The organism is Stutzerimonas stutzeri, from assembly GCF_019090095.1.
Taxonomy (GTDB): domain Bacteria; phylum Pseudomonadota; class Gammaproteobacteria; order Pseudomonadales; family Pseudomonadaceae; genus Stutzerimonas; species Stutzerimonas stutzeri_AN.
The window spans coordinates 16419-42029 of record NZ_JAGQFP010000001.1 but is presented as its reverse complement, the minus strand read 5'-3'; the positions used below and the strand labels follow the sequence as shown (position 1 = coordinate 42029).

The window sequence follows — 25611 nt, the reverse complement described above, 5'->3', positions numbered from 1 at the left end:
CCGCGCCGCCGGTTTTGAGGAAACCATGAACAATCGACAGGACGCGCGCCTCGAGCGCGTGCTGGCCACGCTGGCGCTGGTGATCATCGGCCTGATCAGCCTGGCCAACGTAGTGGTCCGCTATTTCACTGACGCCTCCTTTGCCTTTACCGAAGAGTTTTCCGTCTTCTTGCTGGTCCTCCTGACCTTTGCCGGGGCAAGCGTGGCCATCCGCAGCAATCGCCACATTCGCATCGGCCTGATGGAGCGGCTGTTCCCACGGCTACGCGCGCCGCTGATCGTCACGCAGTGGATCGCCAGCATGCTGGTGCTCGGCCTGGTGATCTGGTTCGGCGGGCAGTTCGCTTTGGAGGAGTACCAATGGGATTCGGAGTCGCCCGGCCTGGGCCTGCCGAACTGGTGGTACGTGATCTGGCTGCCGCTGTTGGGGTTGGCGATGGCGGTACGGCTGACCCAGATGACACTCGATCGCCTGCGAGGGAGCCTGCCTGATGAGTCCTGATGCATGGATGCTCGCCAGCTTTTTGCTCATGCTGCTGATCGGCGTTCCGGTCGCTTTTTCGCTGGCCTTGTCCGGCGCCATCGGCATCTTGGTCGGGCTGACGCCGGACATGCTGGCGACGCTCGGCACCAATACCTACAACGGGGTCGCCAAGTACCCGCTGATCGCCATTCCCCTCTTCATCCTGACCGGCCTGGTATTCGAGAAATCCGGCGTGGCGCTGCGCCTGGTGCGTTTCGCTCAGGCAGTGATCGGGCCGCGCCATGGCGGGTTGGCGATGGTCGCGATACTGGTTTGCCTGATCATGGGCGGGATGAGCGGATCAGGCCCTGCGGACGCCGCCGCGGTGGCCATGGTGATGCTGCCGAGCATGATCCGAGCCGGCTATCCAAAGCCCTTCTCGGCGACGCTGATCGCAGCGTCGGCCTCCACCGCTATTTTGATCCCGCCTTCGATCGCGTTGATTCTTTACTCGATCGTCGTGCCTGGCGTGGACCTGCGCGCACTGTTCGCTGCCGGACTGTTTCCCGGCATCATCGCCGGGCTGGTCTTGCTGCTGCCGGCCTGGCTGCTGTCTCGCCGTTACGGCTGGGAAGACCCGGAACACACCGAGCGCCCTCCGCTGGGTGAAAGTTTCCGCCAAGCGCTGCCAGCGTTGTTCGCGCCTGTACTCATCCTTGGCGGCCTTCGCAGCGGCCTGTTCACGCCGACCGAAGCGGCCGTCGCCGGCGTGACCTATGGTGTGCTGGTCGGTCTGTTCATCACCCGTGAGCTGGACTGGCGCAATCTGTGGCGCCTCTGCGGCGAGGCGGCCGTGATCTCCGGGGTCGTCATGCTGATCATCGCGTTGGCAGGCATTTTCGCCTGGGCCGGCACGATGCTCGGTACCTTCCGCCATCTCGCCGAATGGTTGATCTCGCTGTCGGACAATGGCGCAGTACTGCTGCTCCTGGTGATGGTCGCCGTCCTGCTGGCCGGCATGTTGCTGGATGCGATTTCGATCTACCTCATCCTCATGCCGATCCTGATCCCGGTCATGCAGCACTTTGGCTGGAATCCGGTGTGGTTCGGCATCCTGCTGGCGATGAACATCGCCATCGGGCAATTCACCCCGCCGGTGGCGATCAACCTGATGGTTACCGCCGAAGTGGCGCGGATACGCCTGGAGCAGACGGTCGGCTGGGCACTGCTTTTCGTGCTGGTCATGAGCAGTGCGCTGGTATTGGTTGCCCTGTTCCCGGAAATCGCGCTGTGGCTCCCACGGGTCCTGGGGTATGCGGTCTAACGGCTGATTCATGCCTGGTCGCGCGGCCAGGCACACGGGACGGCGAACCCGACGTCGCACAGATGCGGGTTAGCGTCCTGAATCGATTGGCGCGTCAGCGCAGCGTCGGCCTAACGCGGCAAAAAAACGCCCGGCATGCCGGGCGTATTCATCTTACGCATCATCTGAGAGCGTGCGGTCGTAACCGCTTGGTCACGGCCCAACGGCGCCGGAACGAACCCGCTCCGGCGCCGGACCACGGTGATCAACTGCCCAGTGCGACCATTTCGACAGGCCCAACGCTATTCGTTGCGGCTGTCCGAGCGGCAGCGGCTAGGCGCTCTGTACGCTGCTGCATGACGATATCCAGCGCACGGCTCGGCAGAAGGTCGACATCATCGAAGGTGATCAGCTGGCCTGGCTCAACCGCGCGTTTGAGCGCCGTCTTGCGCAGCAGGCCGATCGGCACATGGTCCGGATTCTGATCGAGCCTGAGCGCCTCACCGCGGAACTGGAACCCGCCGATACCACGCTCGATAAGCTCACCGGGACGCATGGCGCGCTTGGCCACAGCACCCACACCCAATGTCGGCGCGGTCGAATTGTTCAGCAACACGCCGCCGCCGTTGAGCACGCGCCTGACGGTCTTGCCGACTTCCAGGGAGCACAGATGAAACGGGCGAACCAGCGTGTAGTAAGGGCCCGCGCCAAGCTTGAAGTACTCGATGGCCGCCTGCTGGCTCTCGTCATGGCGGCAAACGAGAAACACCCCGCCTGCCGGGTAGCCGGACGGGATGACGTAATCGACGAAGGGTTTCCCGAGGCGCTCAGCCATCATGCCCAGCAGGTTGCCGGTTTCGGTCAGGTTGGTCGAGGCCAGGCCTTCGAGGCCTTGTCGGGTGATAGTGGCACCGAGACCATTGCCGACGATCACCTGTTCGATCTGCACCTTGGTGCCGTCGGTGAAGGACGTGGTCTGGTCGATGCTGATGCCCTGACGCTTGGACCAGTAGGTCATGTCTTCGAGCGTCGGGTTGTGGTTCAGGTAGCCTTTCATGTTGCCGTAGACCAGCGGCTTGAAGCCCATCATCAAGGCCTCTTCATGCAGCGCCGCCAGCGAGCCCGGCTGGTCTCCCTCCGCCTCGGTGATGAATCCCTTGCCGGCAAGATAGGAGCCGGTGGTGACTTGCAACTCGGCATTGACGGTAACGACCGGCAGACCGGCTTCGAAGGCTCGCTCGATGACTTCCGTGCCGTGGAATACATCACCGCTGCATTCGACGATCAAGTCGGCGTTGTCGATCATCTGGTCAATGGAGTTGGTCAGGCGATCGGCCAAGGGGAAGTCACTGAAGGAGTTCAGCGGGCGGCGGGTCAGTACGCGGGTGATTTCCAGGTCCTGATAGTGCTGCTTGATCAGCCGGATGAAACAGTGGGCGATCATTCCTGTGCCGGATACACCGATCTTCTTGATATGCGAGGTAGACATAAGCGAATCCATTCAATAGGCAACGAAAGCTCAGACCGCAGCGGCAGGAAAAGATTTTGTAGCAATTTAAAAAAATCTGGCGTAACGCCATCGCCTGCCCCGCTGCGCTCATGGAGCGACGGACAGTATCCAAGCTAAGCGTTCAGGGCGGGATTCAGCCAATTGATTAGTGGCTGAGAAAATGCAGGAAAAAGCTGTTTTATTGTCGCCAGATGAAAGTCATGAAAGAGGCGGCATTGCACCGCCTCCTATCGTTTACGGAAGCCGTCAGCTTCAGCCTTTCAGCGCCGCGACCGCAGCGTCGTAGTTCGGCTCTGCACCGATTTCCGACACCAGCTCGCTATGCAGCACCTGATCCTGCTCGTCCAGCACGATCACCGCACGGGCCGCCACACCGGCCAGGGGCCCCGAGGCGATGAGCACGCCGTAGTCTTCGAGGAAATCACGTCCACGCATGGTCGACAGGTTGACCACGTTCTCCAGTCCTTCCGCGCCGCAGAAGCGCTTTTGCGCAAAGGGCAGATCGGCAGAGATGCACAGCACGACGGTGTTAGCCAGGTCGTTGGCCTGGGCGTTGAACTTGCGCACCGAGGTGGCGCAGGTCGGGGTATCGATGCTCGGGAAAACGTTCAGCACCTTGCGTTTGCCAGCGAAGCCGCTCAGCGTGACATCAGCCAGGTCACCACCAACCAGACTGAACGGCTTGGCCTTCTGCCCCGCCTGTGGGAACGCACCGGCAACCTGGATGGGGTTACCTTTGAGGGTTACTTCAGTCATATCAACTCCTGAGGTCGTGGGCCGCAGCGTCAGCTGCCGCCCGGATTGATTACGCCGCCTGGTTGCGAGCGAAATACTCCTTGGTCAGCTTGACCACTACCGGGCTCAGCAACAACAGCGATACCAGGTTGGGAATCGCCATCAGGCCATTGAGCGTATCGGCCAGCAGCCAGGCGAAATCCAGTTGGGCGATCGCGCCGAAGGGCACAGCCAGCACCCAGATTACCCGGAACGGCCAGATGGCTTTGGTTCCGACCATGAACTCCCAGCATTTCTCACCGAAATAGCTCCAGCCAAGGATGGTGGTGAAGGCGAAGACCACCAGCGCGATCGTCAGCAGCGCGCCGCCAACGCCCGGCATGGCCGACTCGAAAGCGGCAGCCGATAGCGCCGCACCACTTTCGCCGCCTGTCCAGACGCCGGAACAGATGATGGCCAGGCCGGTGATCGAGCAGATGATGATCGTGTCGATGAACGTGCCCATCATGCCGATCAGGCCGGAGCGAACCGAGCTGTTGGTGGTACCGGCAGCCTGAGCGATACCAGCAGTACCCAGCCCGGCTTCGTTGGAGAAGATACCGCGCGCCACACCAAAGCGAATGGCTGCCATCACCGCCGCACCAGCGAAACCACCGGTGGCTGCAATCGGGGTAAAGGCGTGGGTGAAGATCAGTTCGAACGCATGCGGAATCTCAGCGGCATTGACCACCAGCACAACGATGCCTGCGATGACATAGGCGACGCACATGAACGGCACCAATGCCGCGGCAACCGCGCCGATGCGCTTGATACCACCCAGGATGACCAGGCCGACGAACAGCATGGTGACCAGGCCAGTGACCCAAAGCGGCACGGAGAACGTAGCCTCGAGCGCAAGCGCCATGCTGTTGACCTGCACCATGTTGCCGATACCGAACCCGGCCAGGCCGCCAAAGATGGCGAAAGCGCCGCCCAGCCATACCCAGCGCTGGCCGAGCCCGTTCTTGATGGCGTACATCGGCCCACCGACGTGCTCGCCACGGTCATCTTTTTCGCGGTAATGCACCGCCAGCACCACTTCGCAATATTTGGTCGCCATGCCCACCAGTGCGGTACACCACATCCAGAACAACGCGCCAGGGCCACCAAGGAAGATCGCCGTGGCCACGCCCGCGATGTTGCCGGTACCGACCGTTGCGGCCAGGCAGGTCATCAGCGCCTGGAACGGACTGATCTCGCCCGTTTCCTCGTCGCCTTTCGTGCGGCCGCGCCAGATCAGCGCGAAGCCGGTGCCGATACGCGCCAGTGGCATGAACTTGAGCATTGTCATCAGGAAGAGACCAGTGCCCAGAATCAGCACCAGCATGGGAGGGCCCCAGACGAGACCGTTAACGCTATTGACCAGGTTTTGCAGGAATTCCATTCAAGGCACCCTTATTAATTATGTTAGACATCCTTGCCCGAGCGGCCCGCACCGAGCGGCGTGAAGCACGACGTACGAACGCCCTCCCCCAACCGTTACGAAGCGACTCGGCAGTGACCCCGACCTCATGTGCTGGGTACTACCGGTAACCTGCAAAACTCATGCTAGAGCCTTGCGTCAGCCGCCATGCAAGATGCGACCGAGCGATCCTACCACCACTGCAAGCGCTTGGCGCGGCACCGTTTACAGCGGCATTCGCCACATCCGGCACCCCGCGGACGGCGAACTTGCCCCAGCGTTGGGTTACCGGTTACGTAAACTCAGTCAGCGTAGTCCAGCGGCGCGCTACCGCCAGCCATTCAGTGCGATTTTTTAATGTGCGGGAACGCGACGCCGCTCAGAAATTTCGGCGGTAGAAGATGTCCAGCGAACTGGCGAGTCCGCTGGCGGCCTCGAGGAAAATGCGCTTGGTCAGTTGATAACGCAGGGCGATGGTATTGGCCGACTCGAACACGCCAACGCCATAGCGCAACGTCAATCGATCGGTCAGGCGACCGCTGGCCACCACGCTCGTATCCGCACCGCTCCCTTCGGTGTCGAGCTGGAAGTCCTGTATGCCCAATCGTTGAGCGACATTCCCAGTGAATGATGAGCTACCGGCGAGCCCGAGCCCCAGTGCCGCTTGCGCCAGCAGGTTGTTATCGCCGGTTTCGGCACCCAGCGGGCGACCAAGCACCAGATAGGACAAGGCCTGTTCCTGGCTCATCGCCGGCTCGGCGAATACATCCACCCGGGGCTGCTCGGCGCTGCCGGTGATACGAAGCCCGGCAATCACGTTGTCCGACTCGATCCGTCGTATGGCTTCGATGTTCAGGAACGGTTGTGACAGCACACCCGTGAACAACAACTGGGCACGGCGAATCGTCAGGCGCTGGCCGTAGGCTCGATAGCGACCGTTGTTGAGATTGAGCTCGCCACGGGTGTCCAGGTCATCACCGATGTGCAAATGGCCGACCAGGTCAGCCGTGAGACCGAAGCCGCTGAAGCGCAGGCGGTCCTTGCCCACCTCCACATCGATGTCCATGCGAATGGCCAACGGCGTCTGCGCTTGCTCGGCCTCCTCGCCAACGATCTGCGCATCTTCGGACACCCGCACGGTCGAGGGCGGCAACTCACGCACGGTAATCTTCCCGCGCGGTACGCGCACCTTACCGCTTACCGCCAGTTGCTCGTCGGCCAGCTCGACGCGCAAGTCCGGCTCGACCTCCAGCTCGGCGTAAGGCTCGACGATCACCGGCAGCCGGGTGCCGCTCACCCGCAGGTCTAGATCCAGCGCATCGCGCCAGTCGAGCGTGCCGGCAATGCGCCCTTGCCCCTGCTCGCCGCTGCGCCAGTTGCCATCGACGCGTACACGCTCACCTTCGATCAGCGCTCGCAGTTGCAGTTGCTCGAAGCTGACCGGCAACTGACTGCCCGCAATCTCGGCATCGCTCAGTTGCAACTCACCGTTGACTTGCGGCTGGTTCAGGGTGCCGGACAGCTCGCCGGTCCCGTTGAGTTGACCACTCAGGCGGTCGACCTGGGGAATGAAGGGCCTGGCCACCGACAGGTCGAGACGGCTTAAACGGAAGCTGCCGGCGATCGCCTTCGCCTCGGACCGCGGATCAACCTGCAGACGCAGGTCCAGCTCGCCCAGCTCACCGCCCTCGAAACGTACACGGCTGTCGACTCGCTGCGGCGTCAGTTCGCTGTCCAGCGCCAGGGTTTGGTAAGGAAACGCCAGCCACTGCTCGCCGTCGCGGATACGCAGCGTACCCGGCCCGGCATCGACTCGAATGTGTCCGCTGGGGCCGCTACTCGGCAAATCGACGGACAAATCGGCATTGACCTCGCCCTGCCAGACCAGCGTGTCGGGCAGATAGGCGGAGAGCGACTGCAACGGAAAATCGCGCAGCTTGTAGCGCAGCTGGGGATCGGGCAGCAGCCGCTGGGATTCGGCACAGAGCGTGGCAGGCCCCGAGGCCCAGCAGTGCGCGCCAAAGGTGACACGTCCACTGGCCAGCCGCTCCAATGTCGCGGGCTGTTGCAGCGACCAATGCTGCTCTTTGGCGTCCAATTCGGCGCGCACCAGCCGACCTCGCCAATCGTCGCCACGCAATGCGCCATCGAGGGCCATGGACAGTTCCAGCAGCGGGCCACGCAGATCCAGCTCGGCCTGATGCGCCTGCCGCGTGCCCGCTGCCCTGACCTGCAACTGGCCCAGATCGGTGTCGCCCGCTTGCAGCCCGTCAGCGGTCAAGCGCAGCCGGGCACGCTCATCCGCGCCCAAGTCAGCCGTCAACTGCAGCTGGTTCACGCCGTTGTCCTGGAAGGCGATCTTGCTGCCCTCGAGCACCAGCTCGCCCTGTGGTGCCTGCGGCGTACCGCTCACGGCAAGGTGCCCGGCCAGTTGCCCGCGTAGATCAGGCCAGAGCTGTCCGAGCCGAGTCAGGTCCAGGTCGAGATTCGCCTGTACCGAGTCGGCCCAGCGTCCTTGGCCCTGAATCCGGTTGTCGCCCAGACGCAGATCGAGACGCGGAATGTCCCACGCGGCATCCTGCCCGCTTGCTTCCACTTGCAGGCTCAGGGGTTGTTGGCGCAGCCGGCCATCGAGATCCAGCTGCGCCTGCGCCTCCAGCTGCTCCCCGCGCATGACGCCGCGGCTTTCTAGGGTGCCGCCAAGCTGACCGGGCAGCTCGGCAACCCAATAGGAGGGATCGAGCTCGCTCAGCGTAAGCCGGGTGCTCCAGTCGATGCCATCGCTGAACCCCAGGCTGAGGTTGCCGCTGGCCCTGCCCTGGCCGGCACGCAACTCCAACTGGGGTAGATGGACCTTTTCGAGGTTGCCGCTGACCGGGCTTTGCAGGCTGAAGTCGCCGGAGGGCCCCGTCAGGGCCGCATCGAAATTACCCAGATAGTTGCCGTTGTCGTACTGGATCTCGGCATCCAGACGGCGCAATGCCACGGGCGGCTCGTCCACGTCCGGGTACAGCCGACGCCAGGGGAAATCGCGCCACGCCAATTGCGCATCGGCCGTCAGCCCATCCTGCCAGCTGGCCTGCCCGCTGATGTCGATGCGCTGGTCGGCGCCAGCATCCAGTTGTAGCGCGTCGATCTGCGCACGCGCCGCGTCGACCAGCGCGTTCAAGGCGAGACCGACCGCGCCGCCCTCCCCCTGCAGGCGGCCGTCGCCGACCACCCGGTAGCCCTGGTCGAGGTCGCCTTCGGCGGTCAGTTCCAGCGTCTCGAGCCGCAGGGCATCGGGCAGCGCTGGGGATGCCTTGAAGCGCTCGACCACCACCCCCAGTTTCGCCGGCAATGAGGGCTCCAACGGGCGTATCCGACCACCGAGCTTGGCGTCCAGATAGCCCTGGCTTTCGACGTTCAGCATCAGGTGCTCTTGCAGCTCGCCATCGATGGCGATCCTCAGCGCCCAGGGTTGCCCATCGGGCGAGCGCAGCGCCGCCGTGCCGGCCAGCCTCAACGGCCATTCCCCATTGGGTTGAAGCTGGCCGCTGAGGTCCAGGATCAGGTCTTCGCGGCGCAGTTCCAGCGCATTGATGTCGAGGCCCTGCCGCTGCCAGTTCGCGCGCAGTTGCAAGCCCTGGAGTTGTTCGACGCCATTCAATCGGAGGTTGCCGATCTGCACGCGTTCGACACGCAGCTCCAGTGGCAACTTGAGTTCGGGCAGGCTGAACGGCTCGTTCGGGCTATCGTCCTCGGCCGCCGGTGGAAATTGCAGCTCGATATCGCCCGCTACCAGCTCATCGACGCAAAGTGCCAGGCGCAGCAGGCACAGCGGTGACCAGTCCATATGCGGCGACTGCACCTCGACGCGGCTACCGTCCTGCTCCCACACCAGCCGCTGCGCCTGCCACCGGCCGGCGAGACGCCCGCGAAAATCCTCGACCTGCACGCCGGGTACCTTGCCAAGCACCCAGCGGCTGCCGGCGGTGGTGCCCAGTACCGCACCCGCCGCGAGGGCGATCAGCAACACCAGCAGCATCAGGCCCAGTAATGCCCAGCCGAAGACCTTCAGGGTTCGCCTCAAAGCTCTGGCCCCATGGAGAAATGCAGCCGCACGCCGCCCTCGTCATCCAGCGGATGCGCCAGGTCGATGCGGATCGGGCCAACCGGTGACACCCAGCGAACGCCCAGCCCGACACTGCTCTTCAACGATGGCAGCTCCAGCGAGTTGAACGCATTGCCCTGGTCGATGAAGGAGGCGACGCGCCACTTGTCCGTCAGCGCGTATTGATACTCGGCGCTGACCGCCAATTGATAGCGACCGCCCACCTTGTCGCCGTCCGAATTGGTCGGCGAAAGGCTTTGGTAGTCGTAGCCACGCACGCTCTGATCGCCCCCGGCGAAATAGCGCAACGACGGCGGCACATTGGTGTATTCGTTGGTCCAGTTGCCGCCAACCTGCACCCGCCCGAGGAAGCGGTGGCGCCCGGCGAGCGTGATCAGGCCCTTGATCGTGGTGTTCGCGTGAATCAGATCGGCATCGGACAGCAGTCCTTCCTTCGCGGCGGCCAGTTCGAACTCGAGGCGATAACCACGGCTGGGATCGATTCGGTTGTCGCTGCGCAGATAGCTGTAGCTGACTCCGGGCATCAGCAAGGTGCTGATGCCGGCGTCATCACCCAGCTCGTACTGTTCATGGCGCCATTTCAGCGCCCAGACGCGCTTCCAGCCACTGGGCAGCTTGCGGTGCCACTCGGGGCCGACCGTCAGCAGCTTGCTCTGACTGTCGCTGTCGGCCAGCTGCTCGAACTGATAGCCGGCGGCATAGCGCAGTTTGTCGGTCAGCGGCGGGTCCAGCGGCACGTCGTACCAGAGCCCGATATTCTGGCGCGGCGCCGACAGCTCGGATTCCAGCCCGTAGCTGTGGCCCTTGGCGTTGACCCAGTGGCGCAGGAAGTCAAAACGCATGCGCGGCCCCACGTCGGTGGAGAATCCCAGGCCGAGTCCCAGGGTTCGCGGCTCGCGCGTGGTCAGCTGTACCGCCACGGGGATGCGCTGCTGCTGGGCATTGGCCGGATTGGCGTCGACCCGAACCCCTTCGAAATAGCCACTCGACTGCATCGCCTGGGTCAGGTCCGCTACCAGCTCCGAGTCGTAGGGCGTGCCGGCGTCGAACGGCACCATGCGGGCCAGCAGATCGGGATCGAAGGGCGAATCGCCTTCGAAACGTACATCCCCGAGGACGTAGCGCGGGCCACTGACGAACACCAGCTCGACGTCCGCGGTATTCACCGCAGGGTCGATGGCCAGCCGTTGGCGTTGGAAGCGACCGTCGAAGAAACCGTAGCGCGAGGCCTGGTTGAGAATCTGCTGCTTCGCCTCTTCGTAGCGGCCGTGGTTGAGCACGTCGCCGCTGTTGAGCACCTTGCGCGGCACCCTGAAGCGGCTCAGTTCGGCAGCAGGCCCTTCCACGCGCAGCGTGACGTTGCGCAGGCGAACCGGTTCGCCAGGCTGAATGCGCACGGTCATTCGCGGGTTCTCGCCACCGGAGACATCGATGTCGAACTGACCGTGGTAATAGCCCAGCGCCTGTAACGCTTTCTCTGCCTGTTGCTGGGCAATGCGGCTGTAACGCAGCAGCTCCTGCTCGTCACGATCGCCCAGGCTGCCGATATAGTTCTCGACGTTCTCGCGCAGGGCGCGCTTGGACGGTTCGATAATCACATCGAGTTCCGCCGAGCGGACCGCCATGGAGGCGAGCAGGCTGGTGCCGAGCACGAGGAGTCGACAAAAAAACGATAAGCGCATAGCGGGCGATGCTAGCACGACGCGCACCGGCGCTCGGGCTGGCTGCGCCGTGTGCGTCTTGTTGGGAGCGGCATCAGGCAGAACATTGGGAGGGACTTCGTCGGGCATCCACCGGTTGGACTGCGCGGCCTGTGCAAAATTCGGCTTCAGCCGCCGCGGGCTTCGACTCGGCGCGGCGCAGGGTGAAAGAACACATGCTCGACCACCGGGCCGATCGCCACCTGCCCGATGTCCTCATAGCCCTGACGCTCGTAGAAGTGCAGATAACGAGCGTTACCCGTGTCGATCACCAGGCCTTGCGATGCCGTGTCGCCCGCGCACCAGTTATGCAGCGCCTCGAGCAGCTGCTCGCCGTAATGCTGCCCTTGGAACTGCGGGTGGACGCCCATCAGCGGCAGCACATGGAACGCCCCCGGTGGCAGGCAACCCAGCACGGCCGCATGGTAGTCGAGATAGCGCCGCGTACAGCGGAACCCGGCGGTCAACAACATGCGCATCCGCCAGGCCCAGCTCTCGGTGACATCCAGCCGACGCTGCGGCGGGGCGATCAAGGCCACGGCGATGAGCCGGTCATCGACCAACAAGCCCAGTGCAGGCTGGTCCTGAAGCAGGTGCTGATTGACCAGCTCGCGTATCGTCGCCCGCACGCGCTGGTCGTAACCGGGTCGATCGGCTTCGAACAGATAGGCGAAGGTGGGCTCGTGTCGATAAGCGTTGTACAGCAGTGAGCGGGCTTCCCTGGCGTAACCACTGTCCAGCAGGCGTACTTCAGCAGGCATCGGCATGACGGTTCTCTTCTGGTTCTTCTGGTGTAAGCGCTGATTTCACGTTAGCACCAGCCCTGCACTCGCGCCGCCTCAGTGCGGAACAGCGCCAGCTTTCCCGTTAGGATTCGCGCCGGATCGCGCGAAACGATTAATATCCCGGTTTTTCCCAGAGGCGGCAGCCATGAAAATTGTTTCCTTCAATATCAATGGACTACGCGCCAGGCCTCATCAACTGGCGGCGCTGATCGAAAAGCATCAACCCGACGTCATCGGTTTGCAGGAAACCAAGGTCGCGGATGAGCAGTTCCCGCAGGCCGAAATCGAAGCGCTGGGCTATCACGTGCACTTCCATGGCCAGAAGGGCCATTACGGCGTTGCCCTGCTGTCCCGGCAGGCGCCGCTGGAAATCCACAAGGGCTTTCCCGGCGACGGCGAGGAATCGCAGAAGCGCTTCATCTGGGGCCGATTCGCCGACGGCAATGGCGAGCCGGTGACCGTGATGAACGGCTATTTCCCGCAAGGCGAAAGCCGCGCGCATCCCACCAAGTTCCCCGCCAAAACCAAGTTCTATGCCGACCTCCAGGCGCTGCTCGAAGAACGCTTCACACCCGACCAGTCGGTTGCGGTCATGGGCGACTTCAACATTTCCCCCGAAGACTGCGACATCGGCATTGGCGACGTGAACGCCAAACGCTGGCTACGGACCGGCAAGTGCAGCTTTCTGCCGGAGGAACGCGAGTGGCTGGCACGCTTGAAGAACTGGGGCTTGCAGGACAGCTTCCGAACGCTCAATCCCGAGGTGGTCGATCGCTTCAGCTGGTTCGACTACCGCAGCCGCGGCTTCGAGGATGATCCGCGTCGAGGGCTGCGCATCGATCTGATCCTGACCACCGCCGGCCTGCATCAGCGGGTCACCGATTGCGGCGTCGATTACGACATCCGCAGCATGGACAAGCCCTCGGACCACTGCCCGGTCTGGATCGCCCTCAGCTAAGCGCACGCTGGCGGCGCACTGTCACGGGACGGTAACCAAAGCGTCTTAATCTCTCCGCTTCTTAAAAAGGGAGAGTCGCTACATGGCATGTACCGCGTCCGTACGCACCCTGGGAAAACGGGCGCTGCGCCTGGCATTGCTCGGCCTGATCGTCAGCGGCGCGATCGTCGACGGCGTCATGGCCGCGACCGCTGCCAAGGACGACAGCGAAGCCGTGCTGCGCATACAGGGATCGAATACCGTAGGGGCAAAACTGGCACCGATGCTGATTGCCGGGATGTTCGAAGCACAGGGCATGGGTTCGGTACGCATCACCCCGGCCGGACGTGACAACGAACAGCGCATCAGTGCCATCGACAGCAGCGGTCGATCGATCCACGCACTGGTCGCCGCCCACGGAACAGGCACCGGCTTTGCCGGACTGAAAGACGGTTCCGCCGACCTGGCCGCCGCCTCCCGCCCCATCAAGGACAGCGAACGGCAAAGCCTTGCCGCGCTCGGCGACTTGCGCAGCGCTCAGGCTGAACAGGTCATCGCGATCGACGGTCTGGCCATCATCGTTCACCCGAGCAACCGAATCGCCTCGCTCAGCGTCGAGCAGGTCGCGCGCCTGTTCGCGGGCGAAATAACCAACTGGCGGGAACTGGGCGGCGAGAATCTCGCGGTGGAGTTGCACGCCCGCGATGACCAGTCCGGTACCTACGACACCTTCAAGGAACTGGTGCTGGGCAGGGAGCACAAGACGCTGGCCGATGATGCCGCGCGCTACGAGTCCAATGACCAGCTCTCGAAACAAGTCAGCAGCCGCCCCGGTGCGATCGGTTTCGTCGGCCTCGCGTCGGTCGGCACATCAAAAGCCCTGGCGATAGCCGATGGCGACTCGCAGCCGATGCCGCCCTCTACCGCCCTGGTCGCGACCGAAGACTATCCCCTGTCCCGGCGGCTGTTCTTCTATGCCGACCCAGGCCATCAATCGGACTGGACCCGTGCCTACCTCGACTTCGTACACAGCACTGCCGGGCAAAGCATCGTGGCGCAGTCCGGTTACGTTGCGCAAACCATCAACGCCATCCAGCTTCCACCTCAGCCCGCCATGCCGCCGCTCTACCAGGCCCTGTCCAGGGAGGCTCAGCGGCTCACGGTCAACTTCCGTTTCGATGAAGGCAGCGCTCAGTTGGACAACAAAGCCCAGCGCGACATCGGGCGCCTGATCGACTATTTGCGACGCACCGACAAAACCATGGATGCCGCGGTACTGGTGGGTTTTGGCGACGCAAAAGGCGACTCGACGCGCACCGAACTGCTGTCGAAGCTACGCGCCATGGCGGTGCGGCGCGAGCTGTCGCGTGGCGGAGTACTCGTCAAGGACATCCGCGGCTTGGGCGATCAACTACCGGTGGCGTCCAACAGCGAAACCGGGCGCATCAAGAACCGGCGAGTCGAGGTCTGGGTGTATTGAAACGCCGCGCGATCGGCAAAATCGTATCAGTCGACTGCCTGCCTCGTACTGTTCCCCGACTCCGGGTCGCGACTAAGCTCTGGGAAATATTCAGCGCGGGAACGACCTATGTATCTGGTATGTGGCGAAGCCCTGTTCGACGTGTTCATGACGCCCGCCGGCAGCGCTCGCAACCGTCTGACGCTCGAGGCGATCGCCGGTGGCTCACCCTTCAATGTGGCGGTCGGACTGGCCAGGCTGGGGACGCCGTGCGCACTGTTCACCGGTATTTCCAGCGATCCCATGGGGCAGCAATTGCGCCAGGTGCTCAAGGAGGAAGGGGTCGAGGGGCGCTATCTCGTGCCCTTCGATGCACCGACGACCCTGGCCATGGTGGCGCTGAACGCCGATGGCGTTCCAAGCTACAGCTTCCGCGGCGAAGGCTGCGCCGATCGGCTGCCGAACGACAAGCATCTTGGCAGCCTTGGCGACGAGGTTCGCGGCATCCATGTGGGCTCCTATTCGCTGGTCACCACGCCGATCGCCGACACGCTGCTGGAGCTGGTTCGCCGCGAAAGCGGACGCCGGCTGATTTCGCTGGACCCGAATATCCGCCTTAACGTGGAGCCCGATGTGCAGCGCTGGCGTGAGCGGATCGAGGCCTTCGCCGAGCGCGCTCACCTGATCAAGGTCAGCGATGAAGATCTCGCCCTGCTCTACCCCGGCGAGGCCCCCGAGCGCATTGCCCAGCGCTGGCTGAGCGGTGGCAGCGAGCTGGTGTTGCTGACACGCGGCGCGGCCGGCGCTCAGCTGTTCAGCCGGCAGCACGGTGAACTCCACGAAACGGCGCACCGCATTACCCTGTGCGATACCGTGGGTGCTGGCGATTCCTTTCAGGCCGCCCTGCTCAGCCATTTGCACGCCCATCAACTGGACTCGCCAGCCGCGCTGACCACCCTCACGCAGGAGCAGGCGCGGGCGCTGCTGGCCTTCGCAGTCAAGGCAGCGGCCATTACCTGCTCCCGGCGAGGTCCGGACCTGCCGCACCGATACGAATTTGCCTGAGCGGTTGGCCGCAACGGCGTGAACGGCTATAACCCAAGGGAACAAAAAACAAGGACGCCGGAACCGAGCATGAAAGCGCTGAGGATCAACGATCCATCCTATGAACTGATGGACGACCATCATGGCAACTCGCTGATCTACCGGGAGCACGGCTTCCCTTGCCCGCTGGTGCGCTGGCACAACCACAAGGAGTACGAGCTGCACCTGATCGTCGCCAGCTCCGGCAAGGTCTTCGTCGGCGACTATGTGGGCAACTTCGGCCCGGACAGCCTGTTCCTGACCGGCCCCCACCTGCCACACAACTGGATCAGCCAGGTCGAGGACGGCGAGGTAGTGACCAAGCGCGACATGCTGGTCAACTTCACCGACGAACTCTTCGAGGCGGGCCACAACGTCTTTTCGGAACTGCGCAGCTTCGCGCCCATGCTCGAACGCTCACGTTATGGCATCGAGTTTCGTTGCCCGCAGACCATCGCCCAGGCGAGACAGCTGATGCAGCAAATCGCCGACAGCCGCGGCGCCACCCGCCTCGGCTATTTCCTGATCATGCTCGAGCTTCTGGCCCGATGTGATGACTACCAGCTGCTCTCGGGTGCGACCGCGGCGCAACTGAGCGACGAGCACCACGCCGATCGCACCAACATGGCGGTCAACTACATCTTCGACCACTACATGCGTGAATTGCCGCTCGAAGAGGTCGCTGGCCACCTCGGCATGAAGCCCACCTATTTCTCGCGCTTCTTCAAACGCGCAACGGGGCGGTGCTACGTCGAGTTCGTCAACAGCCTGCGCATCAGCAAGTCCTGCGAGCTGCTGCTGGACCAAGACAAGCCGGTCACCGACATCTGCTTCGAATCGGGTTTCAACAACCTGTCCAACTTCAACCGCCGCTTCCAGCAGCTCAAGGGCATGACACCGTCCTGCTACCGCCGCCTGGTGCAGCAGCGACTGACCGAGCAGAACCTCGCCAGCTGATACGCTTCCGGCCGCCGCCCGCTATTCCCCTTATCCCCCTCGAGCCGTGCATCCGGAGTCGCCAGCACGCGTAGAAACCCCATGCTTGAGCGTCCCGCCCTGTCAGAACCGGCATTAAGCCGGACACCGTGCGCATCCAGATGCAGTGCAAAAAAGTATCGAACGAAGTGTAGTCAGGGCTTTGTCGCCTTGCTGCCGCCAGCGTTGTAATGCCTGCGAGACGTCCGTAGCCGTACGACGCGGGCAACAACAAAAACAATAAGCGACTTCCGCTGCTCTGCCGCGGAAGAGGAGTCCAGGAATGAAGATTTCACACCTGCTGCTCGGCACCGCCTGCATGGCCTCGTTCGGCCTGGCCCAGGCTGCCGAAACCCTGACCGTCGCAACGGTCAATAACGCGGACATGATCCGTATGCAGCGCCTGTCCAAGACCTTCGAAGAGCAGCACCCGGATATCAAACTCAACTGGGTGGTGCTGGAAGAGAACGTGCTGCGCCAACGCCTGACCACTGATATCGCCACCCAGGGCGGCCAGTTCGACGTGCTCACCATCGGCATGTACGAAGCCTCGCTCTGGGGCGCGAAGGGCTGGCTTGCGCCGATGACCGACCTGCCCGACAGCTACGACCTCGATGATGTCTTCGCCTCTGTGCGCGAAGGGCTGTCGGTGGACGGCACCCTGTATGCCCTGCCGTTCTACGCGGAAAGCTCGATGACCTACTACCGCACCGACCTGTTCGAGCAGGCCGGCCTGGAAATGCCCGAGCACCCCACCTGGACGCAGATGGCGCAGTTCGCCGAGAAGCTGCACAAGCCGGGCGAAGACCAGTACGGCATCTGCTTGCGCGGCAAGGCCGGCTGGGGCGAGAACATGGCGCTGGTCACCACCATCGCCAATGCCTTCGGGGCGCGCTGGTTCGATGAGCAATGGCAGCCGGAATTCACCGGGCCGGAATGGACCCAAGCGGCCAAGTTTTATGTCGACACCCTTGGCAAGTACGGCCCGCCGGGCGCATCGAGCAACGGTTTCAACGAGAACCTGGCGTTGTTCAACAGCGGCAAGTGCGCGATGTGGGTCGATGCGACGGTGGCAGGCTCCTTCGTCACCGACGAATCCCAGAGCAAGGTCGCCGACAAGGTCGGTTTTACCTTCGCCCCGCATGAAACGACCGACAAGGGTTCGGCGTGGCTCTACTCCTGGGCGCTGGCAATCCCCACCAGCTCGCAGCAAAAGGACGCCGCCAAGACCTTCGCCGCCTGGGCAACCTCTAAAGACTACGCCGAGCTCGTCGCCAAGACCGACGGCGTCGCCAACGTGCCGCCGGGCACCCGCGAATCGACCTACAGCGACGAGTACATGGCCGCCGCGCCGTTCGCCAAGATCACCCTCGAATCGCTGAAGCAGGCTGACCCCGCCTCGCCGTCGGCCAAGCCGGTGCCCTACGTCGGGATTCAGCTGGTCACCATCCCCGAGTTCCAGGCCATCGGCACCCAGGTCGGCAAGATGTTCTCCGCCGCGCTGACCGGGCAGATGCCGGTCGAGCAGATGCTCACCGCGGTGCAGCAATCGACGTCGCGTGAGATGAAGCGCGCCGGCTATCCCAAATAGGCATCCCACCTAGGCACGTCCACCGGACAGGGCTCACCTGAGCCCTCACTGGTCCCTTTCAGCCGGAGCACGCCCATGGCTACCCTCTCGACAGCCTCTTCCAAGGCCTCCGTTACCGACACGGCAAGCGAGCCCACTACGCGCCAGCCGCGACGCTTCGGACCCAGCTGGTTCCTCGTCAGCCCGTCCGTTGCGCTCCTGCTGCTGTGGATGCTGGTACCGCTGGCGATGACCGTCTACTTCTCGACGATTCGCTACAACCTGCTCTATCCGGGCGAGAACGACTTCGTCGGCTTGGAAAACTTCGAGTACTTCCTGACCGACGCCGGCTTCATGCCCGGCATGATCAACACCCTGATCCTGGTCGGCAGCGTGCTGCTGATCAGCGTGGTGCTGGGCGTGCTGATCTCGGCGTTGCTCGAAGCTGCGGACTTCGCCGGCCGCGGCATCGTCCGGGTGATGCTGATTTCGCCGTTCTTCATCATGCCGACCGTCAGCGCCCTGGTCTGGAAGAACCTGATCTATCACCCGGTCTCGGGCATTCTCGCGGCGGTCTGGAAGTTCTTCGGCGCGCAGCCGGTGGACTGGCTGGCGCAGCATCCGCTGGCCTCGATCGTGATCATCGTCTCCTGGCAATGGCTGCCCTTCGCGATCCTGATCCTGATGACCGCCATGCAGTCGCTCGATCAGGAGCAGAAGGAAGCAGCCCGCCTCGATGGCGCCGGCCCGATCGCGATTTTCTGGCATCTGACGCTGCCGCACCTGGCGCGCCCCATCGCCGTGGTGGTGATGATCGAAACGATCTTCCTGCTATCGGTCTTCGCCGAGATCTTTACCACCACCAGCGGTGGCCCCGGCTACGCCTCGACCAACCTTGCCTACCTGATCTACAACCAGGCGCTGCTGCAGTTCGACGTCGGCATGGCTTCGGCCGGCGGGTTGATCGCGGTGGTGATCGCCAATATCGCGGCGATCATCCTGGTGCGCATGCTCGGCAAGAATCTCACCGAAAAATACTGAGGACAGACCGATGCTGACGCTCAAACAAAGTCGCCGCCTCAACACCCTGGTGGTCGGGCTGCTCGCCTGGGCCGTGGCGCTGCTGCTGTTCTTCCCGATCTTCTGGATGATCCTGACCAGCTTCAAGACCGAGATCGACGCCTTCGCCACGCCGCCGCAGTTCATCTTCACGCCGACGCTGGAGAACTACCTGCACATCCAGGACCGCAGCGGCTACTTCAAGTACGCCTGGAACTCGGTGACCATCTCCTTCGGCGCCACCGCGCTGGGCATGCTGATCGCCATTCCCGCCGCCTATTCCATGGCCTTCTACGAGACCAAGCGGACCAAGGGCACCCTGCTGTGGATGCTCTCGACCAAGATGCTGCCGCCGGTGGGCGTGCTGGTGCCGATCTACCTCCTGGCCAAGCAGTTCGGCCTGCTCGACAGCCGTGCGGTGCTGATCATCATCTACACCTTGATCAACCTGCCGATCCTGGTCTGGATGATCTACACCTACTTCAAGGACATCCCCCGCGACATCCTCGAAGCCGCGCGCATGGACGGCGCTACGCTGATGCAGGAAATGCTTCGCGTACTGTTGCCGATCAGCAAGGGCGGCCTCGCCTCCACCATGCTGCTGTCACTGATCCTGTGCTGGAACGAGGCCTTCTGGTCGCTGAACCTGACCTCGTCCAACGCCGCGCCGCTGACCGCGCTGATCGCCTCCTACTCCAGCCCCGAAGGGCTGTTCTGGGCCAAGCTCTCGGCTGTTTCCACCCTCGCCTGCGCGCCCATCCTGATCTTCGGCTGGATCAGCCAGAAGCAGCTGGTCCGTGGCCTGTCGTTCGGCGCCGTGAAGTAACCGCCGCCGTATCAACAAGACCGACAAGAACAACAGAGGATTCGAACATGGCAGACCTGAAGATCCACAACCTGAAGAAAGGCTTCGATGGCAACGAGATCATCAAGGGCATCGACCTGGACATCCGCGACCGTGAATTCGTCGTTTTCGTCGGCCCGTCCGGCTGCGGCAAGTCCACCCTGCTGCGGTTGATCGCCGGGCTCGAAGAAGTCAGCAGCGGCACCATCGAGCTCGATGGCCGGGACATCACCGACCTCAGCCCGGCCAAGCGTGACCTGGCCATGGTGTTCCAGACCTACGCCCTGTATCCGCACATGACGGTGCGCAAGAACATGTCCTTCGCCCTCGACCTGGCCGGTGCCGACAAGCAGGAAGTCGCCCGCAAGATCGAAGCCGCCGCCCGTACACTTGAGCTGGAGCCGCTGCTCGAACGCAAACCGCGCCAGCTCTCCGGCGGTCAGCGCCAGCGTGTCGCCATCGGCCGCGCCATCGTACGTAACCCCAAAGTCTTCCTCTTCGACGAACCGTTGTCGAACCTCGACGCGGCACTGCGCGTGCAGATGCGCCTGGAGCTGTCGCGCCTGCACCAGGAGCTGCAGGCCACGATGATCTACGTCACCCACGATCAGGTCGAAGCCATGACCCTGGCGGACAAGGTCGTAGTGCTCAATGGCGGGCGCATCGAACAGGTCGGCTCGCCCATGGAGCTCTACCACCACCCCTCCAACCTGTTCGTCGCCGGCTTTCTCGGCACGCCGAAAATGGGGTTCCTCAAGGGTCGTATCAGCCGGACCGACGCTGCAGGCGTTGAAGTCGAGCTGGAAGCCGGCTGCCGCCTGTACCTGCCACGGGGCGGCGCGCTGGCGGTGGGCGACCCGGTTACGTTGGGCATTCGTCCGGAGCATCTGAACCGTGGCAGCGAAGGCAATTGCCAGCTGACCGTCAAGGCCGATGTCAGCGAGCGACTGGGCAGCGACACCTATTGCCACGTCATCACCCGCACCGGCGAGCCGCTGACGATGCGCATCCGTGGCGATTTCACGCCGCGATATGGCGAGCCATTGACCCTGGACCTGGAGGCCGCGCACTGCCACCTGTTCGATCGCAACGGACTGGCCGTCGGCCAACCGCTGCAACAGGTCGCCTGACCGCCAGACCGATCCAGCAACAACCCGCTCGCCGACGTATCGCTGCCATCACGGCAGCGATTACGCCGCCGGCTTTTACCCTTTTCACGCCCAGCGAGGCCTGACATGAAGTTGAATGAACAGAACCTGCCGCAGCTGCCGGCGCACATCGCTCGCCCGTCCTATTCGCCCGGGTCGGTCACGGCCGGTATCGCACACATCGGGGTCGGCGGGTTTCATCGCGCCCATCAAGCGGCCTACACCGATGCGCTGATGAACACCGGTGAAGGACTCGATTGGGGTATTTGGGGCATCGGCACCCGCGCCGACGAGGTCTCCATGCGCGATGCGCTGGCCTCGCAGGATTACCTCTACACCCTGGTCGAACTCGACGACCGCCCAGACACCGAGGTCCGCGTGATCGGCAGCATCCGCGACATGCTGCTTGTGACTCAGGACGGTTCCGAAGCAGTAGTCGCCAGGCTCGCCGACCCGGCCATCCGCATCGTCTCGCTGACCATCACCGAGGGCGGTTACTGCATGGACGACAGCACCGGCGAGTTCAACGCCGCGCTGCCACAGATCCAGCATGATCTGGCCAATCCACGGGCGCCGATCAGCGTCTTCGGCCTGATCTGCGCGGCGCTCGCCCGGCGCCGGGGCGAAGGCACGGGGCCCTTCACGGTAATGTCCTGCGATAACCTGCCCCACAACGGTGACGTCACCCGCAAGGCAACCCTGGCCTTCGCCAAACGGGTGGATGCCGAGCTGGGCGGTTGGATCGAGCAGAACGTCAGTTTCCCCAACGCCATGGTCGACCGGATCACGCCGATGACCAGCGCCGCACACCGCAAGGACCTCAAACAGCAGCACGGCATAGACGATGCCTGGCCCGTCGTCTGCGAGCCCTTCGTGCAATGGGTGCTGGAGGACAGGTTCGTCGCCGGTCGGCCAGCCTGGGACAAGGTCGGCGTGCAGTTCACCGACGATGTCGCGCCCTACGAGGAAATGAAGATCAAGCTGCTCAACGGCAGCCACCTCGCGCTGACTTACCTCGGGTTCCTGCGCGGCTATCGCTTCGTGCACGAGACCATGGCCGACCCGCTGTTCGTCGAGTACATCCGCCGCTACATGGACGAGGACGTCACGCCGCAACTGGCGCCGGTCCCGGGTATCGACCTGACCGCGTACAAGCAGACGCTGATCGAGCGTTTCTCCAACTGTGCCATCGCCGATCAGCTGGAGCGGGTCTGTTCGGACGGCTCATCGAAGTTCCCCAAGTTCACCGTGCCCACCATCAATCGACTGATTGCCGATAACGCCGAGCTGGACCGCGCGGCACTGGTCGTCGCGGCCTGGGCGCTGTACCTCAAAGGCGTCGACGAGAACGGAACCTCGTACAGCATCCCCGACCCGCGCGCCGCGTTCTGTCAGTCGCTGGTAGAGGACGATGAAGGACTCGCCGAGCGGCTGCTGGGGCGCGAGGAAATCTTCGGGACGCAGATTGGCCGGTCCCCGGCATTTCGTGACGCGTTCGAGCGCAACCTGCTGCGACTGCGGACGCTCGGCGTCAGCGGCACGCTCGATCTGTTGCTGACACGCTGAGGACGGCCCCATGTACCTCGGCATCGATTGCGGCACCCAGGGCACCAAAGCATTGCTGCTCGACGCCGCCAGCGGGCGCGTGCTGGGCCAGGGCTCGGCGGCGCACACGCTCATCAGCGGCGCCAATGGCCGCCGCGAGCAAGACGTTACGCAATGGACGACCGCGTTCGCCACCGCGACGAGAGCGGCCCTGACCGAGGCCGGAGTGGACGGTCGCGAGGTGCTGGGCATCGGTGTGTCCGGGCAGCAACACGGGCTGGTCACGCTCGACCGCGACGGCCAGGTACTGCGCCCGGCCAAGCTCTGGTGCGACACGGAATCGGCTACGGAAAACGCCGCACTGCTTGACTGGCTGGGCGGGGAACAGGGTTCGCTCGAGCGCCTCGGCGTCGTCATCGCGCCGGGCTACACCGTCTCGAAACTCTTGTGGATGAAGGCGCAGCACCCCGCACGCTTCGAGCGGATCGCGCACATCCTGCTGCCCCACGATTACCTGAATCATTGGCTCACCGGGCGCGCCTGCGCCGAGTACGGCGATGCCTCCGGCACTGGCTATTTCAACGTACAAACGCGTGAGTGGGACCTCGGCATCCTGCGCCACATCGACCCGAGCGGTCGGCTGGAGGCCGCATTGCCCGAGCTGATCGAGCCGGACAAAGCGGTCGGCCGGCTGCGCCCGGAGATCGCCGAGCAATTGGGGCTGAACCCTGACGCCATCGTATCCAGCGGCGGCGGCGACAACATGATGGGCGCTATCGGCACCGGCAACATCCGCCCCGGCGCCATCACCATGAGCCTCGGCACCTCCGGCACGCTGTACGCCTATTCCGACGCGCCGCGCATCAGCCCGCAGCCAGCAGTCGCCACCTTCTGCTCGTCCAGTGGCGGCTGGCTGCCGCTGATTTGCACCATGAACCTGACCAACGCCAACGCCGCGATCCGCGACCTGCTGCAGCTCGATCTCGAATCATTCAACGCACTCGTCGCGCAGGCCCCGATTGGCTGCGAGGGCATCAGCATGCTGCCTTTCCTCAACGGCGAGCGCGTTCCCGCCCTGCCCCAGGCCAGCGCCAGCCTGCACGGCCTGACCACCGAAAACCTCACCCGCGCGAACCTTTGCCGGGCCGTCGTCGAGGGCGTGACCTTCGGCCTGCGCTATGGCCTGGACCTGCTGCGCGAAAGCGGCATCCGCAGCGAGCGCATCCAGCTGATCGGCGGCGGCGCGAAGAATCCACTGTGGCGCCAGATCGTCGCCGACGTGATGGAAACCCCGGTGGTCTGCACCACCCACAGCGAAGCCGCGGCGCTGGGCGGCGCAATACAGGCGGCGTGGTGCCATGCGCGACAGAGCAACCCCATCGCAAGTCTCGCGGCGCTGTGCGCGCGCTGCGTGCGGGTCGATGAAGGCACAGCGGTCGAGCCGCAGGCGCAATCGGTCCGGGCTTATGAACAGGCCTATCGGCGCTATCGGCGACTGGTCATCGACACCCATGGTCAACAAACGCCGCCGGATCTGCGCACAGTAGTGCCCTAGAAAACGCCGAGCGATCTTGGCGGAGATCCCAGCGCTTCGTCGGTTCGTACTCCCACGCGAATGACCCGGCGGCTGCCGATACCTGGACAAAAAAAAGCAAAGCCACTCGCGTGGCTTTGCTTTCAACTGTTGCCCGATAGTGAACGGCTTAGCGGCTACGCAGCGCCTCACGCGGCACGTACTTGCCCAGCTCGTGACGCGCGATGGCGACCCGATGCACCTCGTCCGGGCCATCGGCCAGGCGCAGCGTGCGCTGCATCGCCCACCAATGCGCCAGCGGGAAGTCCTCGGAAACACCGGCGCCACCGTGGATCTGAATGGCGCGGTCGATGACCTTCAGCGCGACGTTAGGCGCGACCACCTTGATCTGCGCGATCTCGCTGGCGGCGATCTTGTTGCCGACGGTATCCATCATGTATGCCGCGTTCAGCGTCAACAGGCGCGCCATGTTGATCTCGATACGGCACTCGGCGATGTAATCGAAGTTGGCACCCAGGCGCGCCAGCGGCTTGCCGAAGGCAGTACGGCTGACGGCGCGTTCGCACATCAGTTTCAGCGCACGTTCGGCCACGCCGATTGAACGCATGCAATGGTGAATGCGGCCTGGGCCGAGGCGGCCCTGAGCGATCTCGAAGCCGCGGCCCTCGCCGAGGATGACGTTGTCATACGGCACGCGTACGTTTTCCAGCAGCACTTCGGCGTGGCCATGCGGCGCGTCGTCGTAGCCGAACACCGGCAGCGGCCGCAGCACTTTCACGCCGGGGGTGTCCATCGGCACCAGGATCATCGAATGCTGGGCGTGGCGCGGCGCATCCGGGTTGGTCAGCCCCATGAAGATCATGATCTTGCAGCGCGGATCGCAGGCACCCGAGGTCCACCACTTGCGACCGTTGATGACCCACTCGTCACCTTCACGTACCGCGCGAGCTTCCATGTTGGTGGCATCCGACGAGGCCACGCCCGGCTCGGTCATGCCAAAGGCCGAGCGGATTTCGCCACGCAGCAGGGGTTCCAGCCACTCGCGCTTCTGCGCTTCGCTGCCGTAGCGCACCAGCACTTCCATGTTGCCGGTATCCGGTGCCGAGCAGTTGAAGGCTTCCGGGCCGAGGCCCGAGCTGCCCATAATTTCCGCCAGGGGCGCATATTCGGTGTTGGTCAGGCCCGCGCCCAGTTCTGATTCCGGCAGGAACAGATTCCACAGGCCCTCTGCCTTGGCCTTGGCCTTGAGCTCCTCGACGATGGCAGTCGGCTGCCAGCGGTCACCCTCGGCGACCTGCTGATAGAAGACCTTTTCGGCGGGATAGACGTGAGCATCCATGAACGCTTGCACGCGCTCTCTCAGCTCTTGAACCTTCGGGGAGTAGGCGAAATCCATGGGTGATAAC

19 protein-coding genes are annotated in these 25611 nt (G+C 63.6%); 12 read left to right on the top strand and 7 right to left on the bottom strand.

The annotated features are described in order from the left end of the window. Positions 1 to 25: 25 nt before the first annotated feature. Together KVO92_RS00170 and KVO92_RS00165 are read left to right on the top strand one after the other, a co-directional pair. On the top strand, positions 26 to 502 hold the full coding sequence (locus tag KVO92_RS00170; RefSeq protein ID WP_217473649.1) for a TRAP transporter small permease: 477 nt from the start codon (positions 26 to 28) through the stop codon (positions 500 to 502). Continuing rightward, positions 492 to 1787 carry a TRAP transporter large permease gene (locus KVO92_RS00165; protein WP_217473648.1) on the top strand — a complete coding sequence of 432 codons (1296 nt, stop codon included), beginning with the start codon at positions 492 to 494 and terminating at the stop codon, positions 1785 to 1787. The genes KVO92_RS00170 and KVO92_RS00165 overlap by 11 nt, the downstream gene beginning before the upstream one ends. A 244-nt stretch (positions 1788 to 2031) precedes the next feature. Here KVO92_RS00165 and KVO92_RS00160 read toward each other — a convergent pair whose 3' ends face one another. From KVO92_RS00160 to KVO92_RS00135, 6 genes are all read right to left on the bottom strand, one after another. Next, complete coding sequence (locus KVO92_RS00160; protein ID WP_217475376.1) at positions 2032 to 3210, bottom strand: NAD(P)-dependent oxidoreductase; 1179 nt, start codon at positions 3208 to 3210, stop codon at positions 2032 to 2034. A gap of 318 nt (positions 3211 to 3528) precedes the next feature. Then, entirely contained in the window at positions 3529 to 4032 is a 504-nt protein-coding gene (gene tpx / locus KVO92_RS00155) for a thiol peroxidase (RefSeq protein WP_217473647.1), read from the bottom strand. Between the two features lie 49 nt (positions 4033 to 4081). Further along, positions 4082 to 5434 (bottom strand): alanine/glycine:cation symporter family protein, encoded by a 1353-nt coding sequence (locus KVO92_RS00150; RefSeq protein ID WP_217473646.1) that lies wholly within the window; start codon positions 5432 to 5434, stop codon positions 4082 to 4084. A gap of 397 nt (positions 5435 to 5831) precedes the next feature. Next, the gene (locus tag KVO92_RS00145) at positions 5832 to 9479 is read right to left on the bottom strand and encodes a translocation/assembly module TamB domain-containing protein (RefSeq protein ID WP_217475375.1); all 3648 of its coding nucleotides are present in this window, start codon (positions 9477 to 9479) and stop codon (positions 5832 to 5834) included. 41 nt (positions 9480 to 9520) lie between these two features. Further along, entirely contained in the window at positions 9521 to 11191 is a 1671-nt protein-coding gene (locus tag KVO92_RS00140) for an autotransporter assembly complex protein TamA (protein ID WP_423836225.1), read from the bottom strand. 203 nt (positions 11192 to 11394) lie between these two features. Further along, a complete protein-coding gene (locus KVO92_RS00135; RefSeq protein ID WP_217473643.1) occupies positions 11395 to 12033 on the bottom strand; it encodes a GNAT family N-acetyltransferase in 639 nt (212 codons plus the stop codon). Between the two features lie 163 nt (positions 12034 to 12196). Between KVO92_RS00135 and xthA the strand changes: the two genes are divergently transcribed. The 10 genes from xthA to xylB all read left to right on the top strand — a co-directional run bounded on the left by xthA (position 12197) and on the right by xylB (position 24226). After that, the gene (gene xthA / locus KVO92_RS00130; RefSeq protein WP_217473642.1) at positions 12197 to 13009 is read left to right on the top strand and encodes an exodeoxyribonuclease III; all 813 of its coding nucleotides are present in this window, start codon (positions 12197 to 12199) and stop codon (positions 13007 to 13009) included. A gap of 82 nt (positions 13010 to 13091) precedes the next feature. Continuing rightward, positions 13092 to 14468, top strand: a complete 1377-nt coding sequence (locus KVO92_RS00125; protein ID WP_217473640.1) for a substrate-binding domain-containing protein — start codon at positions 13092 to 13094, stop codon at positions 14466 to 14468. Between the two features lie 108 nt (positions 14469 to 14576). Then, entirely contained in the window at positions 14577 to 15512 is a 936-nt protein-coding gene (locus KVO92_RS00120; RefSeq protein ID WP_217473639.1) for a carbohydrate kinase family protein, read from the top strand. A 69-nt stretch (positions 15513 to 15581) separates the two neighbouring features. Next, entirely contained in the window at positions 15582 to 16487 is a 906-nt protein-coding gene (locus KVO92_RS00115) for an AraC family transcriptional regulator (protein ID WP_217473638.1), read from the top strand. Between the two features lie 301 nt (positions 16488 to 16788). After that, entirely contained in the window at positions 16789 to 18096 is a 1308-nt protein-coding gene (locus tag KVO92_RS00110; protein WP_217473637.1) for an ABC transporter substrate-binding protein, read from the top strand. A 75-nt stretch (positions 18097 to 18171) separates the two neighbouring features. After that, positions 18172 to 19116: a carbohydrate ABC transporter permease gene (locus tag KVO92_RS00105; protein ID WP_217473636.1), complete on the top strand. Its 945-nt coding sequence runs from the start codon at positions 18172 to 18174 to the stop codon at positions 19114 to 19116. A gap of 10 nt (positions 19117 to 19126) precedes the next feature. Continuing rightward, the gene (locus tag KVO92_RS00100) at positions 19127 to 19960 is read left to right on the top strand and encodes a carbohydrate ABC transporter permease (RefSeq protein WP_019339253.1); all 834 of its coding nucleotides are present in this window, start codon (positions 19127 to 19129) and stop codon (positions 19958 to 19960) included. Between the two features lie 47 nt (positions 19961 to 20007). Further along, the gene (locus KVO92_RS00095; protein WP_217473635.1) at positions 20008 to 21108 is read left to right on the top strand and encodes an ABC transporter ATP-binding protein; all 1101 of its coding nucleotides are present in this window, start codon (positions 20008 to 20010) and stop codon (positions 21106 to 21108) included. 105 nt (positions 21109 to 21213) lie between these two features. Next, the gene (locus tag KVO92_RS00090; RefSeq protein ID WP_217473634.1) at positions 21214 to 22692 is read left to right on the top strand and encodes a mannitol dehydrogenase family protein; all 1479 of its coding nucleotides are present in this window, start codon (positions 21214 to 21216) and stop codon (positions 22690 to 22692) included. Positions 22693 to 22702: 10 nt separating this feature from the next. Then, entirely contained in the window at positions 22703 to 24226 is a 1524-nt protein-coding gene (gene xylB, locus KVO92_RS00085) for a xylulokinase (protein WP_217473633.1), read from the top strand. Positions 24227 to 24374: 148 nt separating this feature from the next. Here the strand turns inward: xylB and KVO92_RS00080 are convergent, their stop codons facing one another. Then, positions 24375 to 25601, bottom strand: coding sequence for an acyl-CoA dehydrogenase (locus KVO92_RS00080; RefSeq protein WP_217473632.1), 1227 nt, complete (start codon positions 25599 to 25601; stop codon positions 24375 to 24377). Positions 25602 to 25611 lie beyond the last annotated feature (10 nt).

Bases quoted from the DNA above. Each gene is read 5' to 3' on its own strand.
- KVO92_RS00095 (WP_217473635.1), top strand. From the start codon at position 20,008: ATGGCAGACCTGAAGATCCACAACCTGAAGAAAGGCTTCGATGGCAAC.
- KVO92_RS00110 (WP_217473637.1), top strand. From the start codon at position 16,789: ATGAAGATTTCACACCTGCTGCTCGGCACCGCCTGCATGGCCTCGTTC.
- KVO92_RS00100 (WP_019339253.1), top strand. From the start codon at position 19,127: ATGCTGACGCTCAAACAAAGTCGCCGCCTCAACACCCTGGTGGTCGGG.
- KVO92_RS00160 (WP_217475376.1), bottom strand. From the start codon at position 3,210: ATGATCGCCCACTGTTTCATCCGGCTGATCAAGCAGCACTATCAGGAC.
- KVO92_RS00170 (WP_217473649.1), top strand. From the start codon at position 26: ATGAACAATCGACAGGACGCGCGCCTCGAGCGCGTGCTGGCCACGCTG.
- KVO92_RS00080 (WP_217473632.1), bottom strand. From the start codon at position 25,601: ATGGATTTCGCCTACTCCCCGAAGGTTCAAGAGCTGAGAGAGCGCGTG.
- xylB (WP_217473633.1), top strand. From the start codon at position 22,703: ATGTACCTCGGCATCGATTGCGGCACCCAGGGCACCAAAGCATTGCTG.
- KVO92_RS00165 (WP_217473648.1), top strand. From the start codon at position 492: ATGAGTCCTGATGCATGGATGCTCGCCAGCTTTTTGCTCATGCTGCTG.
- KVO92_RS00145 (WP_217475375.1), bottom strand. From the start codon at position 9,479: ATGCTGCTGGTGTTGCTGATCGCCCTCGCGGCGGGTGCGGTACTGGGC.
- KVO92_RS00120 (WP_217473639.1), top strand. From the start codon at position 14,577: ATGTATCTGGTATGTGGCGAAGCCCTGTTCGACGTGTTCATGACGCCC.
- KVO92_RS00150 (WP_217473646.1), bottom strand. From the start codon at position 5,434: ATGGAATTCCTGCAAAACCTGGTCAATAGCGTTAACGGTCTCGTCTGG.
- KVO92_RS00135 (WP_217473643.1), bottom strand. From the start codon at position 12,033: ATGCCGATGCCTGCTGAAGTACGCCTGCTGGACAGTGGTTACGCCAGG.
- KVO92_RS00090 (WP_217473634.1), top strand. From the start codon at position 21,214: ATGAAGTTGAATGAACAGAACCTGCCGCAGCTGCCGGCGCACATCGCT.
- xthA (WP_217473642.1), top strand. From the start codon at position 12,197: ATGAAAATTGTTTCCTTCAATATCAATGGACTACGCGCCAGGCCTCAT.
- KVO92_RS00140 (WP_423836225.1), bottom strand. From the start codon at position 11,191: ATGGCGGTCCGCTCGGCGGAACTCGATGTGATTATCGAACCGTCCAAG.
- tpx (WP_217473647.1), bottom strand. From the start codon at position 4,032: ATGACTGAAGTAACCCTCAAAGGTAACCCCATCCAGGTTGCCGGTGCG.
- KVO92_RS00115 (WP_217473638.1), top strand. From the start codon at position 15,582: ATGAAAGCGCTGAGGATCAACGATCCATCCTATGAACTGATGGACGAC.
- KVO92_RS00125 (WP_217473640.1), top strand. From the start codon at position 13,092: ATGGCATGTACCGCGTCCGTACGCACCCTGGGAAAACGGGCGCTGCGC.
- KVO92_RS00105 (WP_217473636.1), top strand. From the start codon at position 18,172: ATGGCTACCCTCTCGACAGCCTCTTCCAAGGCCTCCGTTACCGACACG.